Here is a 14,091-nt window from a genome sequence, read left to right as displayed (position 1 = left end):
GCCGACGCCGGGCGGGATCGGCAGACCGCCCCACCAGCCGAATGCCAAGGTCTGGATGTGCTCGACTTCGGACATCACGCTTCCGTTCCCCAGACCGCCGGCCAAAGCCGGACCCATCGGGCGAACTTGGCACGACTCCTATCCTTTAGGGTGAGCAATGGTCGATGTTCGGTTACGGTGACGACATGACTAAAGTCTTGCTGAAAACCTCCGCCGGAGATATCGCCCTAGAGCTCGACGAGTCAAAGGCGCCGAAGACCGTGGCCAATTTCGTTGATTACGCCAAGGCCGGCCACTACGAGGGCACCATCTTCCACCGGGTAATTCCTGAGTTCATGATCCAGGGCGGTGGCATGACCGCAGACATGGAGAAGAAGCCAGCACCGCAGACGATCAGGAACGAGGCCGACAACGGCCTCCGCAACGACAAGTACACAGTCGCGATGGCACGCACTTCGGACCCGCATTCAGCGAGCGCGCAGTTCTTCATCAACACCACCGACAATGATTTCCTTAACTACCCGGGCCAGGACGGTTGGGGTTACGCGGTGTTCGGCAAGGTTGTGGAGGGCACCGATGTGGTGGATCAGATCGAGGGTGTATCCACCACTACGAAGGCCGGACACAGTGACGTGCCGGTAGAGCCAGTGATCATTAGGTCGGTGGAGCTGAGCTGACAATACGTCTGGCGAGGATGCCCGTTCGACTGGGACAGCCATTGTGGCGAAAGCCCGAGCAACCCGTTACCCCCGCCGCCATGCAGGCATGAACATGGGAGTTGGAAAGTCACTACCTTCCCACTCGCGGCGCGCCGGTTCCGCTCGCAAGCTAGCTGGAACCGGCGCCAACCTCCGCACGATTGACGCTAGATCTAGCCCTCGACGCATCCCCCGGCCATAAATTCTGAGACGCGAGAAGCCGAGTTCCGGCGGCGCCCTCCCGGGCGGCCGTGGGCCGTGATCTGGACTCTCCTACCGTAGTAGACAGCCCCGGTTCAGGGGCCAATCGGCTCGCTTGGCGATGCGATCGTCATCGACGATAGCTGCGACGAAGCACGTCTCGGTCAAGTCAGCGCCACGCAGGTCGGCCCCACGGAGATTGGCGTTGGCCAGCTTAGCTTCGGTGAGATCGGTATCCCAAAGGTGAGCACGATTTAGGTCCGCGTTGTCGAGATCTGTCCTGAACAGAACTAACTTGTCGAGATTGACGCTCGATCTGCCCCGTCTTCGTGACGTGCGGTCACTATCACCTGTTCCAGGTGTGTGCCCATCGTTTCCGAGCAGCGCGGACAGGCAAGCGAGTTACCTTCAAACTGAATCATGTTGCCCCATCGATACTATCGAGCGCCAAACACTGCCTCTCGAGTGAGCAGCGCAGGTGCATCGTAGGTAGCCGAGCAGATATCACGGCGCGGACGGCTGACGTAGAAACGCCGGGCATGTGCGCGAGTTGCTACGCAGAGCGGGAGTCGAGGGCTTTAGCTCGTCGACCGCTGACGGCGCGTTTTGACCAGTACGGTGGCGAGTGTCGCAGCTACCCCGCCGAGTGCCGCCCCGGTTGCTGCCACCATCGCTGTGCAGCTGTGGCTTAGCGTTCAACGGTCTGAGATGGCGAGCCCTCAACCTTCTCTTCGACAGGCGACTGAAGCCGCCGGTAATATCGAAGCTCCCCAGATGACAAAAGCGCCGATAATGGATAGTGTTGTCCGTTTTGTCGCCCAAACATTCTTGCGGGCGCTTTGGGCGCAAAATACGCCAGATGGCGCAATCTCCGTTACATGCGACATTGGGGTCATTTTTATCCGGCCATTCTTCGGCTCAAGCTCCCACAATCCTGTCCGGTCTCCCGCGGCACAAGTTGGTACCGCCTTGAGAGTCCTGGGCGGCTGAACTGACCAACTCACGATCACACAGCTACGCGGGACCGGTGCAGCATGGCTGGTAGCAGCTCTTGATTCGACTCATGCTGCGCCCGTCATCTCAAGAGGCGAGTCGCCGACCCAAGTCGAGCAGGTGCAGTCCGTCGTAAGTAGCGCCGCAGTCGCCGCAGCGGACCGAGAGGATGTCGGTATCGCCGATAGACCACATCGGCCCCCAGCAGTCCGGGCAGGGGGAGACCGGTCGCGTGGAGTCGCCAGCAAGCGTGACGACCTGATGGTGAAGTTCACTGAGGTCATCGGCGAGGTCATCGGCCCAGGGCTGAGTGGTGCACCAGTCGATGTATCCGCGCAGCCGCCCGGTTCCCCTGGTGATCGTCAGGTCTCGCGGCGGCGGCCGGTGGTCGGCGTTGAGGCGCAGCAGCTCGGAGTGCACCCAAACCCGGCGCCAGCACCCGCCGAACGGCCTGCCGTGGAGCAGGTGGGCAAAACAGCTGCACCCCGTTTGCACCCCGAAAACGACACTGCGGCGGGAGCCGAGATCATCGATCTCTTCTCCCGCCGCAGGTCAGCGGGTTGACCGCTGCTGAGCCGCCTAAGGGAATCGAACCCTTGACCTACGCATTACGAGTGCGTCGCTCTAGCCGACTGAGCTAAGGCGGCGTTGCGTGGTCAAGTGTAGCTGGCCCGGGCCCGAGGTCGTTCTCGGCCCCCACCGCTCCACGACCTCCAGGTTTTCCCTGGTCGGGCGCCTGACCAGGGGACTCCGGCACCCCGACTTCGGCGGAATCCCACCTCTTGCCGGGGGACTCTCGTCGACTTCTTCCGTCACCTCCTGGGCTTGGGCTCGTTGGATCGGCAGTGATTCCTGTCACGCGATCGGGAGGTCGCCGGATGCGGGCTCTTCGCCGCTTCAGCACGTGTTCCGCCGTGGGGTTGGCCCTCGCCGGGTTGTCTTTGCCTGCCGCCTTCGCGCAGAGCACGCCGCCGACCACGCCCATCCCCGCGCCCGAGAACCCCGGGCAGCCTCCGGCGTCCGAGCCGACCTCGGCTCCCGGTCCGATCGTCGCCGATGCCGGCACCATGGTCGGGATCGTGCGCATCCTGCCGGACACCGTGCCGACCGACTCCGTCATCGACGATCCCGAGTTCGAGGAGCAGTTGCCCAAGCAGTCCGTGGCCGAGGCCGGGATGGGCCGGGCGATCGCGCAGGCGAACTCCACCGCATTCTTCGCCCACGAGCGGGCCATCGCCGAAGCCTCGCCGTTCGGCGTGGCGCTGTTGGGAAAGACGCCGCAGATGCCGACCGGGCTGGCGCAGACCGCGCTGCCCGATCACGCCGCACCCACCAGCGGCGGCCTCCCCATGCCCGCGTCGCCGGCCGATCAGCTGGTCAAGCTCAGCGGTTTGGAAGGCAGCGTGCATGCGCGCTGGGACGAGCAGGCCGGGCCGTGCGTGTCGCCGATCGCCGATGCCCAGATGTCGCTGGGCAGCGCTTCGGCGGTCAACGCGCTGCCCGGCGGGCTGTCGCTGGACGGGCTCCTGAGCGGGGCGCCCACCGCGGACGGCACCGGGTCCTTGCTGCACGTGCCGGATGCCGTCAACGCGCATTCCAACGTGCAGCTGGTTTCCGTCGCCGGGCAGGCCCGCAAGGCCGTGCAGTCGACCTCGACGCTGCAGGTTGCGAGCGTTCGGCTGTTCGCCGGGACCACGCAGGAGATCCGCGTCGACGTCGTCGGCGAGCCCCGGCTGGTCGCCACGGCCACCGGCGACCCCTCGACGTCCACTGTGGACTACAAGGCGCCGGTGCTGCGGGTCAGCCAGGGCGGCGAGGAACTCGGCGTGCTGGATGCGGCGCACCCGGACCTGGACCTGCCGCTGCCCGGGCTGGACCAGCGGATCGTGGACGCCGGAGTGCTGCGGATGAGCGTCGGGGAACTCCGGCACGACGTCGTCGGCACCGAGGTCCGGGCGGCGGCGAAGCTCTTCGACCTGCAGCTGCTGCGCGGCCACCCGGTGGGGCTCCCGACTTCGCTGGTGCAGATCACCTTCGGCGAGCAGATCGCCCGCGCCGGGGCTCCGGCGGGCGGCGTGGACTGCGACGGCTCGGCGGCGGTCGCGCCGCCGGCGGGGACCGGCCCGTCGGCCCACCTCCCGGACGTTCCGCCGCTCGCCCTGACCAGCAGCTCGTACTACGTGATCCCGCTGTTCTGGACCGGCACGGCGCTGCTGCTCCTGGGCTCGATCCTCATCGCCGCCCTCCCCCGCCGCAGCTGAGAACGCCGGAAGGTCCCAATTTTAGGCAAAATCGGGAACCCTCGGCCCACGCGACCGGAGCTCCGTTTTAGCGGCCGTTCCAGAACGGGACGGGCACCCGTGCGGCCGGACCGCCTGGAAAGCAGGGCGGCGATTTCGCGCGAAATCGCCGCTCCGCGTGAGGGGCGGGTGGTGATTTCGCGCGAAATCGCCATGCGTCGGCCACTCAGCCCGGACCCGCTGCGAACGGTTCAGGTGGTGGCGGGGTGGTTCGTCCGGATGGCGGGGGCGAGCCGGGCCGGAGTGGCGTGCTGGGCTCGGTAGGCGCGGCCGAGGTGGGCTTGGAGCCGGGCGTGCCGGAACTGGTAGACGGCACCGGCCTGGCGCAGCACTCCTCGGTGGTACGCGTCGTCCAGGAAAGCGATCACCTGCCAGGGAAGCCGGCCCGTCAGCGGCAGCCAGACACGTGCCAGGAGAACCCACTGCCCCCAGGCGGTGAACGCCGCCGCGTAGGCGATGGCTCCGCTCGTCCCGCCCACTGCGCCGATGATGAGCCCGCTGAACAGCGGCCAGTTGAGCGGGCCCAGCGAACCCTGGAAGAGATCGACGACGAGCCGCCCGCCGATGGCGATCAGGAGCATCGCCAGGGGCGCGAACAACGCGGTCTGGCGCACCACCGCCGATCGGTTCGCGGCCAGCATGCCGATCGGGGTGGCGGCGGAGTTGATGTCGAGGGGCGTCTCCAGCACGGACACGAGCGCGAGTCCCGTCCCGAGCGCCAGGCCGAAGATGAGCCCGAACATGAGGAAGTTGACGAGCGTCAGCTCGATCGCCACGTCGTCCGGGATCGGGGTCTCGCTGAGCATCGTGCGCATGAACGTGCTCACCGGCGCGTACCCGAGCGCCACCACGAACCCGCCCAGCAGCCCGGCGCCGAACCTGGTGGCGGCGGTGCGGGCGCGGCGGCCGGTTCTCCTGCTCCTGCCCGGCAAGCGCACCCGCATGCGGGACGGCTCGAACCCGACACCCCCGTACACGACCAGAAGCCCGTACAGCAGCCCGAAGGCCAGCCCTAGCTCGGTCCCGGTCATCAAGCCGTCCAGCAGGGCCAACCCGATGCCGAACCCGATCCCGTGCTGGATCACGTAGAGGGGCAGGAAGACGAGCGCATCGACGACGGCGGTGACGAACGCGGACGCCAGCACGACGGCGAGGATGCGCGACGAGCGGCGCAGCGAGCCACCGACCAGCCACCACTTGAGATCGCCGGTACCGAGCCGGTCCAGGTTGTCGGCGAGGTAGCCCAGCCAGTGCCGGGCCCGGTCCGGATCCCAGTTCCGTCGCCCGGCGGACGGCCTCGGGCGGTAGACGGCGGGCACGAAGCTGCTCAGCAGGTGGTCTTCGAGGGCCGCCGGCGTCGGGAAGCGGTCGGTGTCCAGCAGGTCGGCCGGGTCCTCGCCGGTTTCGCCGTGGACGGTTCGGGCGAGGCCGACCATCAGCGGCGTGCTCAGCACCGCGGCGAGGTTTGCGCTCGCCTCGCTGTCCGGGCGTTCGCGCAGCTCGTCCAGGACGGAATCCCAGGCGGTGCCCCGGCGCGCGGTGCGCGGCAGGTAGTTGATCAGGTCGGCGCGGCCGAGTTCGACCAGCTCGACACCGGCGGCGCCGGCCAGGGCGGTCGCCTCGACGGCCGCGGCGTACTCGCCGGGTCGACTGGTCAGCAACAGCGGTAGCGACGTGGTGTTGAGGGCTTCCACCGCGCTGCGGTGCAGGCCGTGGGCGATCTCGTCGAACCCGTCGAGAACCGGCAGCACGCGGCCGGTTTCGACCAGCGCGGCGGCCAGCGTCGACCCGTTGGGGGCGCTCGCGACCAGGCCCGGGTAGTCGCGGGAGAGCTGGTCGATCAGCCAGTCCCGCAGCGCGGTGGCCGTCGGGTCCCACGATCCGACGCTGAAGATCACCGGCACCGGGTCGGTGGCGGCGCGGGTCCGCAGGTGGTCCAGGGTGAAGCGCAGCGCCAGGATCGTCTTCCCGGATCCGGCGCGCCCCAGCACCGCCAGCCGGCCGGACGGGATGCGCCGGTAGACGTCCGCGATCTCGGTGAGGTCGCCGGTCAGGTCCAGCGGATCCGCCGTGGCTCCGGGCGGAACGCGGTGGATGTTGTCCGGGTGGTCGGTCAGGTTCGCGGCCACCGGCCGCCACCGCACCGGCAGCGGGAACGGGTCGTGGATCCGGCGCTGCTCCTCCTCGCGCTGCCAGCGGGCGGCGACCGCTTGCGCGAGTTGATCCGCGGCTTCGGTCAGCGCATCCCGCGGAGCGGGCGGCGGATCGACGTCCGGCGCTGCCTCGGGGGTCTCGACGGCGGCCTCCTCGGCCGGCGCGCCGCCGACTTCGGCCAGCAGTTCCCGGCGCTCGTCGGGCGAGAGGTCCAGTGCGTCCGCCAACAGCTTCACCGTCCCGATCCGGGGATCGGTGGGCGAGTTGTTCTCCAGCCGGCGGATGGTGCGCACTCCGACCCCGGACCGCTCCGCCAGCTGCTCCTGCGTCATTCCCGCCCGACGTCGCAACTGACGCAGTAGCGGACCGAACCGGCTCGTCACTTCGGCGCCTCTCGATGCGGCGTGTCCTGGCTCGGGGACCTTAGCGCGAAGAACGCGAGGACCGGCCGTATTTGGCCGGTTCGTGCCCTGGCCCACTGACCAGGGAAAACAACATCATCTTCGGTACCGGCCGGAACCCGGCGGCCGGCGCTCGCCGAGGCGGCGAGGTCAGCCTTCGACAGGGGAACCCATGACCCGTTTCCGGAAATCACTGTGGCGGGCGGTCGCGATGGCGGCCGGCCTGACCGTCGCTTCGACTCTCGTCGCCACCGCCGCGACCGCCGAAACCGAGCCCCCGCGCCTCGACGACGGCTTCGGCCTGACCGTGGTCCGCCAGCCCGAGTGGGTCGACGACGCCCAGCGGACGTTCGTCTTCTCCGTGACCTCCGACCAGGTTCCGAATCCCACGCTGCTGCCGGGCCAGACCGCGGGGCAGCACGACATCATGGTCACCCTGCCCGAGGACTACACCGGCAACGCCGACCGCTACCCGGTGCTGTACTCGCTGCACGGCAATCCCGACCGGGCGAACACCCAGGTCAACCAGCAGATCACCGAGCAGGCGACCAAGGACGCGCCGCTGATCACGGTGCACCCCAACGGGGTTCGCAGCTGGTACTCGAACTGGGTGAACCCCGGCGGGCTGGGCCCGCAGAACTGGGAGAACTTCCACCTCGACCAGGTCATCCCGCTGATCGACGCGAACCTGCGGACCATCCCCACCAGGGAAGGCCGGGCCATCGCCGGCCATTCGATGGGCGGGTTCGGGGCGTTCCACTACGCCGAGCGCCGGCCGGAGCTGTTCAGCTACGTCGGCAGCTTCTCCGGCGGCCTCGACCTGCTCAACCAGGCGCAGCGCGCGGCGGTGATCGGCACCGAGCTGCTGCCGGAGTCGGGCACACCGACGGTCGCGGTCGATGCGATCTTCGGCTCGCCGGTCTGGCCGCTCGACGGGGTGTGGAACGCGCAGAGCCCCGCCCAGCACGTCGAGTCGCTGCGCGGCATGGGCGTGGCCATGTACACCGGCAACGGCGGTGACCTGACCGTCAACCCGCCCCAGGCCGTCGTCGAGAGCGTGGCCAGGGACACCAACCTGGTGACCGCGGCGAACCTGAACGCCGCCGGAATCCCGCACTACTTCGCGGATTACGGCGACGGCAGCACGTGGGCGCCGGGCTGCACCGGGAAGCACGCCTCGGTGCCGTGCCTGCAGAAGGACATGGAGCACTACGTCTCGCTGATCATGCAGCGCCTCCAGCACCCCTGATCTGCCGCGACCGGGGGTCTGGTCGGCCGGGCGACGGGGAGGCGCCCGGCCGACCGGGCAGCACGCGCTGGGAGAAACGGCATGGCCGAGGAGAAGTACCGGTACTGGTGCGGGGAATGCGACTACCGGACACCTTGGCGCACCGAATCGGCGGGAGCCGAGGAGCAGATCGAGCACTACGACCGCCGTCATCCGGGCACGCCGCCCGGTGGCCGCGTCGAGCTCCGCGCGAAGAAGACCGACGGTGTCGGATGCCTCGTGCTCCTGGGGGTCCTGTTCCTGCTCCTGCTGGCGGCGTTCACGTTCCCGTACTGGCCGTGACGGCCGTGGAGCCGCAATCCGCTGGAACCGCAACGACTTCCGGGTCACCGAATTGGCGCGGTTCGAGGTTTTCCCTTGGTACGCCCGCACACGTACCGGTCCTGGGGATTCGCGCGGCCGCGAGTCGGTCATCAGCGCCGCGTGACGGCCGTCGTCGTCGGTGACCAGCGTCATCGACGTGTAGCCGGGAGTCGACACACTGTGACCCCAGGACCTGAGAGTCCACTGTGGAGTCAGCCGGTGTACAGGGTGGCGAGCATGGCCTCCACCGCGATGATGGGCTTCACGTTCTGGGTCAGCGCGAGCCGGCATTCCAGGACCGCGTCGAGGCGGCGCAGCGCCGACTCCGATGTCCACTCCCCGGCCGCCTTCGCCACCGAGCGCTCGAAATCCGGGTGGTTGAGCGGCGCCGACGAACCCGTGCGCATCACCAGCACATCCCGGTAGAAGCCCGCCAGGTCGACCAGCGCCAGGTCCAGCGCGTCGCGCTGGGAACGGGTGGCGCGGGATTTCTGGCGCTTCTCAAGCTCTTTCAGCGCCGCGTTCGCGCCGCGAGTCGCCGACGCCGTGCCTTTGCCGGTGCCGCCCGCGCCCATCGCGGTCTTCAGCTCTTCCTTCTCGGCCTCGTTGCGGTCCTCGTTCGCGGTGACCGCTTCCGTCTCGGCCAGCTTCACCAGCCCGGTGGCCGCCGTGAACACGTCCGAGAACCGGCGCAGCCCCAACGGGATCCGCAGCACCGACTCGCGCCGCTCCCGCGCCTCCTCGTCGGTCGCCAGCCGCCGCGCCCGGCCGATGTGCCCGCCGCACACCGACGACGCCCACTGCGCGAGCTCCGCGTCCACGCCGTCGCGCTCGTGCAGCACCTCTGCGATCGCGCCGGCCAGCGGCGTGCGCAGCTGCACCACACGGCACCGGGAGCGGATCGTGACGGACACGTCCTCGGGGTGATCGGACGGCGCGCACAGCAGGAACACGGTCCTCGGCGGCGGCTCCTCCACCGCCTTGAGCAGCGCGTTCGCCGCGCCCTCGGTGAGACGGTCGGAATCTTCGATCAGCACGATGCGCCATTGGCCGGTGGTCGGGCGCCGCGCCGCGGCCTGCACGAGAGCCCGCATCTCCGCGACCGAGATCGACAGACCTTCGGGCGCCACCAGGCGAACGTCGGCGTGCGTGCCGTGCAGCACCGTCCGGCACGCCGAGCAGTGCCCGCAGCCCGGCTGCTCCGCATCGGAGCACTCCAAAGCGGCGGCGAAGGCACGGGCCGCGATCGACCGGCCCGAACCGGGCGGCCCGGTGAACAGCCACGCGTGCGTCATCGAACCCGGCGGAACCGGCTCGCCTCGCACCTGGCGGTGAGCAGCGCGCACGGCGGTGTAGAGCGTCCGCACCGCGTCGGGCTGCCCGACGACCTCCGCCCACACCCCGGTGCTGGGCACGTCCGGAGCGTCGGTTTGCATCACGTCGCCTCCAGTACTTCGCGAACACCCAGACTGTACGGGGCGGCACCGACCGGCCTGCGGTCAACCGGAGAACGCTTCGAGCAACTGACGCAGCACCGTCAGGGCGACGAGCACCGCGACGGCCAACACGATCAGGAAGCCCACGACCGCCCCGGGCGTGCGGCGCGGCCGCTCCCCCGGCGGCTCAAGACGAGGTGTCTGGGGGCTGGCCGCCGGAGCGCGACGGCGCCGAATCGGCCTGCGCACGTCCTCCGCCGTACTAGGCGGCGTCCAGGGCTGCGGCGGCGCGGTCCGCTGCTGCGGCACCGCGAACGTGCCGAACAGGGCATCCGGACGAGCCGGCAAGGGCGGCAACGGCTGCGTGCCGTCGAAACCGTGCAAGGCATCCCGCATGTCCGCCTCCCCGAGGCTTCCGATAGTCGGAAGTCTCCGCCTCGGGGCGGCGGAACACCAGGATCAGGACGACTTCGAAGTGGAACTCGTCCGCTTCTTCGCGGCCGTCGTCTTGGACGCCGTCGACTTCGCAGCGGTCGTCTTCGTCGTCGACTTCGCGGTGGTCTTCTTGGCCGGGGCCTTCTTCGCGGGGGCCTTCTTCTTCGCCGGGGCCTTGGCCCGCCGCTCCGCGAGCAGCTCCACCGCGCGATCCATGGTCAACGACTCGACGTCATCGCCCTTGCGCAGCGAGGCGTTCGTCTCGCCGTCGGTGACGTACGGGCCGAAGCGGCCGTCCTTGATCACCAGCGGCTTGCCGGTGTCCGGCTCCTCGCCGAGCTCCCGCAGCGGGGCCGCGGCCGCCCGCCGACCGCGCTGCTTCGGCTGCTCGTAGATCTTGAGCGCCTCTTCCAGCGTGATCGAGAAGATCTGGTCCTCGGTCTCCAGCGACCGCGAGTCCGTGCCCTTCTTCAGGTACGGGCCGTAGCGGCCGTTCTGCGCGGTGATCTCGTTGCCGGACTCCGGGTCCTTGCCCACGACCCGCGGCAGCGACAGCAGCTTCAGCGCGTCGTCGAGCGACACGGTGTCCAGCGACATGTGCTTGAACAGGCTGCCGGTGCGCGGCTTGTTCTTGTTGCCCTCGGGCAGGACCTCGGTGACGTACGGCCCGAACCGGCCTTCCTTCGCGACGACCTCGTGCCCGGACTCCGGGTCGGTACCGAGGCTGCGGCCCTCCATCGGGGTGGCGAACAGCTTCTCCGCGATCTCCACCGTGAGCTCGTCCGGCGGCAGGTCGTCCGGCAGGTTCGCGCGCTGCGACGAACTGTCGGCGAGCGTCCGCTCCAGGTACGGGCCGTAGCGGCCGACCCGCACGTAGACGGTGCGGTCCTCGTCGTCGTTGAACATCGGGATGGAGTTGATCTCGCGCGGGTCGATCTCCTCGACCCCGGAACCGACCAGCTTCTTCAGCCCGCCGGCGCGACCGATGGAGCCCTCCGGCCCCACGTCGCCGCCGAAGTAGAAACCGGACAGCCAGCTGGTCCGCTCCTCGCGCCCTTCCGCGATGCGGTCCAGCTCGTCCTCCAGGGCGGCCGTGAAGTCGTAGTCCACCAGCCGGCCGAAGTGCTTCTCCAGCAGTCCGACCACGGCGAAGGCGATCCACGACGGGACTAGGGCGGAGCCCTTCTTCCAGACGTAGCCGCGCTCCTGCACGGTGCTGATGATCGACGCGTAGGTCGACGGGCGCCCGATGCCCAGCTCTTCCATCGTCTTCACCAGGCTGGCCTCGGTGAAGCGCGGCGGCGGGTTGGTGGTGTGCCCGTCCGGCGACAGCTCCGGCGCGGTGATCGCCTGGTCCTGCACCAGCTGCGGCAGCCGCGACTCGGCGTCGTCGGCGACCCCGCCGGCCTCCGAGTCGACCGCCTCGACGTAGGCCTTCAGGAACCCGGCGAAGGTGATCGTGCGACCGGACGCGGCGAACGTGCACTCCTCGCCGCTGGTGGCGGTGCCGGTGATGCGCACCGACAGCGTGGTGCCCTTCGCGTCGGCCATCTGGGACGCGATGGTGCGCTGCCAGATCAGCTCGTAGAGCTTGTAGCCGTCTACGTCGTTGCGCAGCTCGCCGGCGACCTCGCCCGGGGTGCGGAAGCTCTCGCCCGCCGGCCGGATCGCCTCGTGCGCCTCCTGGGCGTTCTTGACCTTGCGGTTGTACTGCCGCGGCTGCGGCGATAGGTACTGGTCGCCGTAGAGGTCCCGGGCCTGGTTGCGCGCCGCGTTGATCGCCGTCTCGGATAGCGTGGTCGAGTCGGTACGCATGTAGGTGATGTAACCGTTCTCGTACAACCGCTGCGCCGTGCGCATCGTGCGGTCGGCCGAGAACCGCAGCTTGCGGCTGGCTTCCTGCTGCAGCGTGGAGGTCATGAACGGCGCGTACGGCTTCCGCGTGTACGGCTTCTCCTCGACGCTGGACACGTGCAGCTGCACGTCGGCGAGCGCCGCGGCGAGGCTGCGCGCCTCCTGCTCGGTCAGCACCCGCGTGTCGGCGTTCTTCAGCCGCCCGTCCGGGCCGAAGTCGCGACCGGTGGCCAGCTTCGCGCCGTCCACGTTGACCAGGCGGGCGCCGAAGCGACGCGGCGAGGCGTCCGCGCCGGCGTCCATCGTCGCGGAGATGTCCCAGTACTCCGCCGGGACGAACCTGATCCGCTCGCGCTCCCGCTCGACCACGATCCGGGTCGCCACCGACTGCACGCGGCCCGCCGACAGCTTCGGCATGACCTTCTTCCACAGCACCGGGCTGACTTCGTAGCCGTACAGCCGGTCCAGGATGCGGCGGGTCTCCTGCGCGTCCACCAGGTCGTGGTCCAGGTCGCGCGGGTTCGCGGCGGCCGCCTGGATCGCCGACTCGGTGATCTCGTGGAACACCATCCGGCGCACCGGCACCTTCGGCTTCAGCGTCTCCAGCAGGTGCCAGGCGATCGCCTCGCCCTCGCGGTCACCGTCCGTCGCGAGGTAGAGCTCGTCGACCTGCTTGAGCGCGTCCTTGAGCTCGGTGACCGTCGCCTTCTTGTCCGAGCTCACCAGGTACAGCGGCTCGAAGTCGTTGTCGACGTCGACGCCCAGCCGGGCCCACGCCTGGCCCTTGTACTTCTCCGGCACGTCCTTGGCGTTCTTCGGCAGGTCCCGGATGTGACCGCGCGAAGACTCGACGATGAAGTTCGAGCCCAGGTAGGAGGCGATCTTCTTGGCCTTCGCAGGCGACTCGACGATCACCAAGCGCCGACCCCCGGAGCCAGCCCCGTTGGAGGACCCCGAAGCCCGGCCGGTCCCGCCGGCCTTCTTCGTCCGTGTCGACCCAGCCACGCTTACCTGCTCTCTTCTTCCGGAGGCTTCCATTGCACCCGGTGCTACCCGACAAGTTCCTCAGTGTGCCCCTTATGCGCCGATTCGCAGCACGCCGGGAAGGCACAGGGTTGCACATAACACGCTGAGACTCGTCAACGTCTTCTTGTACGAACGTATCGGGTGACGGTGGTGTTCCGTTGCGTGACCTGGCGTGATGTGCGTCAAACCGGTCAGGACACCAACGGCCACGTTCGCTCGATCGCACCATCGGGCATTGGACCGACGAGCTCAGCGAGGCGGGCGAGCCCCCGTCGACCGGTCACGCGCAGCGCCGGCCCGCCGGCGCGCGGGCCGACCGGCTTCGCCGGGAGGCCGCAGCCGCGCAGCGCCGTGACCAGCGGCGCATGCGTGTCGGGCGCGTGCGGATCGAGCCCGAGGCGGTAGCCGGTGGGCTCGGCGGAGCCGGCGGTCAGCGCCCAGAGCCGGAGGGCTGCGCCGTCCGGGACGAAGTCCGGCGGGACCGACTTCACGGCGCCGCGCAGCCAGCGGGCCGCGAGGCCGGTGAGGTCCGCGCGGAACGCGGTGCGGATCAGCGGGCGGCCTTCTTCGGAGCGGCCGAGCTCTGCCTCCACGCCGCGTTCGGCGCAGGCCACGACCAGGGAGCGGGCGCGCCATTCGGCGTCGACCACCACGGACAGCCGGGCCGCGGTGCCGCGGCCGAAACCGACCGCCTGCCCCGGACCGCACAGCATGCCCGCGAGGTCGGCGACGTCTGGCTGCCGCGCCTCGGCCGAGTAGAAGGACAGCTGGTCCACGGCCCGCATGCTAGAACAGCAGTTCGACCTTGGCCAGCACATCCACCCGTTTGCGTCACCGTCCACCGCAGTTTCAATTGAAACTGCGCCCTCACGAGCACCAGATGACAGTTTCAATTGAAACTGGCCTCGGGGTTGTGAGGTGGGGGGGGGGGGGGGGGGGGGGGGGGGGGGGGGGGGGGGGAGGGGGGGGGGGGGAGGGGGGGGGGGGAGGGGGGGGGTGCGT

Annotated in this window: 11 protein-coding genes and 1 tRNA gene; 4 read left to right on the top strand and 8 right to left on the bottom strand. The window is 69.3% G+C overall.

The window, feature by feature from the left end; translation table 11 throughout:
• Positions 1 to 185: 185 nt before the first annotated feature.
• Entirely contained in the window at positions 186 to 677 is a 492-nt protein-coding gene (locus AC07EQ_RS38760; RefSeq protein ID WP_478392789.1) for a peptidylprolyl isomerase, read from the top strand.
• A 294-nt stretch (positions 678 to 971) separates the two neighbouring features.
• Here the strand turns inward: AC07EQ_RS38760 and AC07EQ_RS38755 are convergent, their stop codons facing one another.
• The 3 genes from AC07EQ_RS38755 to AC07EQ_RS38745 form a co-directional block, all read right to left on the bottom strand.
• Entirely contained in the window at positions 972 to 1,187 is a 216-nt protein-coding gene (locus tag AC07EQ_RS38755; RefSeq protein ID WP_478392817.1) for a pentapeptide repeat-containing protein, read from the bottom strand.
• Between the two features lie 792 nt (positions 1,188 to 1,979).
• Positions 1,980 to 2,312, bottom strand: coding sequence for a hypothetical protein (locus AC07EQ_RS38750; RefSeq protein ID WP_478392788.1), 333 nt, complete (start codon positions 2,310 to 2,312; stop codon positions 1,980 to 1,982).
• A gap of 153 nt (positions 2,313 to 2,465) precedes the next feature.
• Positions 2,466 to 2,539 (bottom strand) — tRNA-Thr (locus AC07EQ_RS38745).
• Between the two features lie 231 nt (positions 2,540 to 2,770).
• On the opposite strand from AC07EQ_RS38745, the gene AC07EQ_RS38740 reads away from it, so the two are divergent.
• Entirely contained in the window at positions 2,771 to 4,153 is a 1,383-nt protein-coding gene (locus AC07EQ_RS38740) for a hypothetical protein (RefSeq protein WP_478392787.1), read from the top strand.
• Positions 4,154 to 4,383: 230 nt separating this feature from the next.
• On the opposite strand, the gene AC07EQ_RS38735 is transcribed toward AC07EQ_RS38740, so the two are convergent.
• A complete protein-coding gene (locus tag AC07EQ_RS38735; RefSeq protein ID WP_478392786.1) occupies positions 4,384 to 6,729 on the bottom strand; it encodes a helix-turn-helix domain-containing protein in 2,346 nt (781 codons plus the stop codon).
• A 190-nt stretch (positions 6,730 to 6,919) separates the two neighbouring features.
• Here AC07EQ_RS38735 and AC07EQ_RS38730 point away from each other — a divergent pair, with 190 nt between their 5' ends.
• On the top strand, positions 6,920 to 7,996 hold the full coding sequence (locus tag AC07EQ_RS38730) for an alpha/beta hydrolase (RefSeq protein WP_478392785.1): 1,077 nt from the start codon (positions 6,920 to 6,922) through the stop codon (positions 7,994 to 7,996).
• Between the two features lie 81 nt (positions 7,997 to 8,077).
• The gene (locus AC07EQ_RS38725; RefSeq protein ID WP_478392784.1) at positions 8,078 to 8,317 is read left to right on the top strand and encodes a hypothetical protein; all 240 of its coding nucleotides are present in this window, start codon (positions 8,078 to 8,080) and stop codon (positions 8,315 to 8,317) included.
• 233 nt (positions 8,318 to 8,550) lie between these two features.
• Here the strand turns inward: AC07EQ_RS38725 and AC07EQ_RS38720 are convergent, their stop codons facing one another.
• The 4 genes from AC07EQ_RS38720 to AC07EQ_RS38705 form a co-directional block, all read right to left on the bottom strand.
• Entirely contained in the window at positions 8,551 to 9,774 is a 1,224-nt protein-coding gene (locus AC07EQ_RS38720) for a DNA polymerase III subunit delta' (protein ID WP_478392816.1), read from the bottom strand.
• A 63-nt stretch (positions 9,775 to 9,837) separates the two neighbouring features.
• A complete protein-coding gene (locus AC07EQ_RS38715) occupies positions 9,838 to 10,170 on the bottom strand; it encodes a hypothetical protein (protein ID WP_478392783.1) in 333 nt (110 codons plus the stop codon).
• 63 nt (positions 10,171 to 10,233) lie between these two features.
• The gene (topA, locus tag AC07EQ_RS38710) at positions 10,234 to 12,981 is read right to left on the bottom strand and encodes a type I DNA topoisomerase (RefSeq protein WP_478392782.1); all 2,748 of its coding nucleotides are present in this window, start codon (positions 12,979 to 12,981) and stop codon (positions 10,234 to 10,236) included.
• A 299-nt stretch (positions 12,982 to 13,280) separates the two neighbouring features.
• The gene (locus tag AC07EQ_RS38705) at positions 13,281 to 13,874 is read right to left on the bottom strand and encodes a hypothetical protein (protein WP_207954315.1); all 594 of its coding nucleotides are present in this window, start codon (positions 13,872 to 13,874) and stop codon (positions 13,281 to 13,283) included.
• Positions 13,875 to 14,091 lie beyond the last annotated feature (217 nt).

The sequence above is a fragment of the Saccharopolyspora sp. NPDC045839 genome (assembly GCF_056431645.1).
The sequence above is the reverse complement of the archived record's forward strand: the minus strand, read 5'-3'. Positions and strand labels throughout refer to the sequence as shown.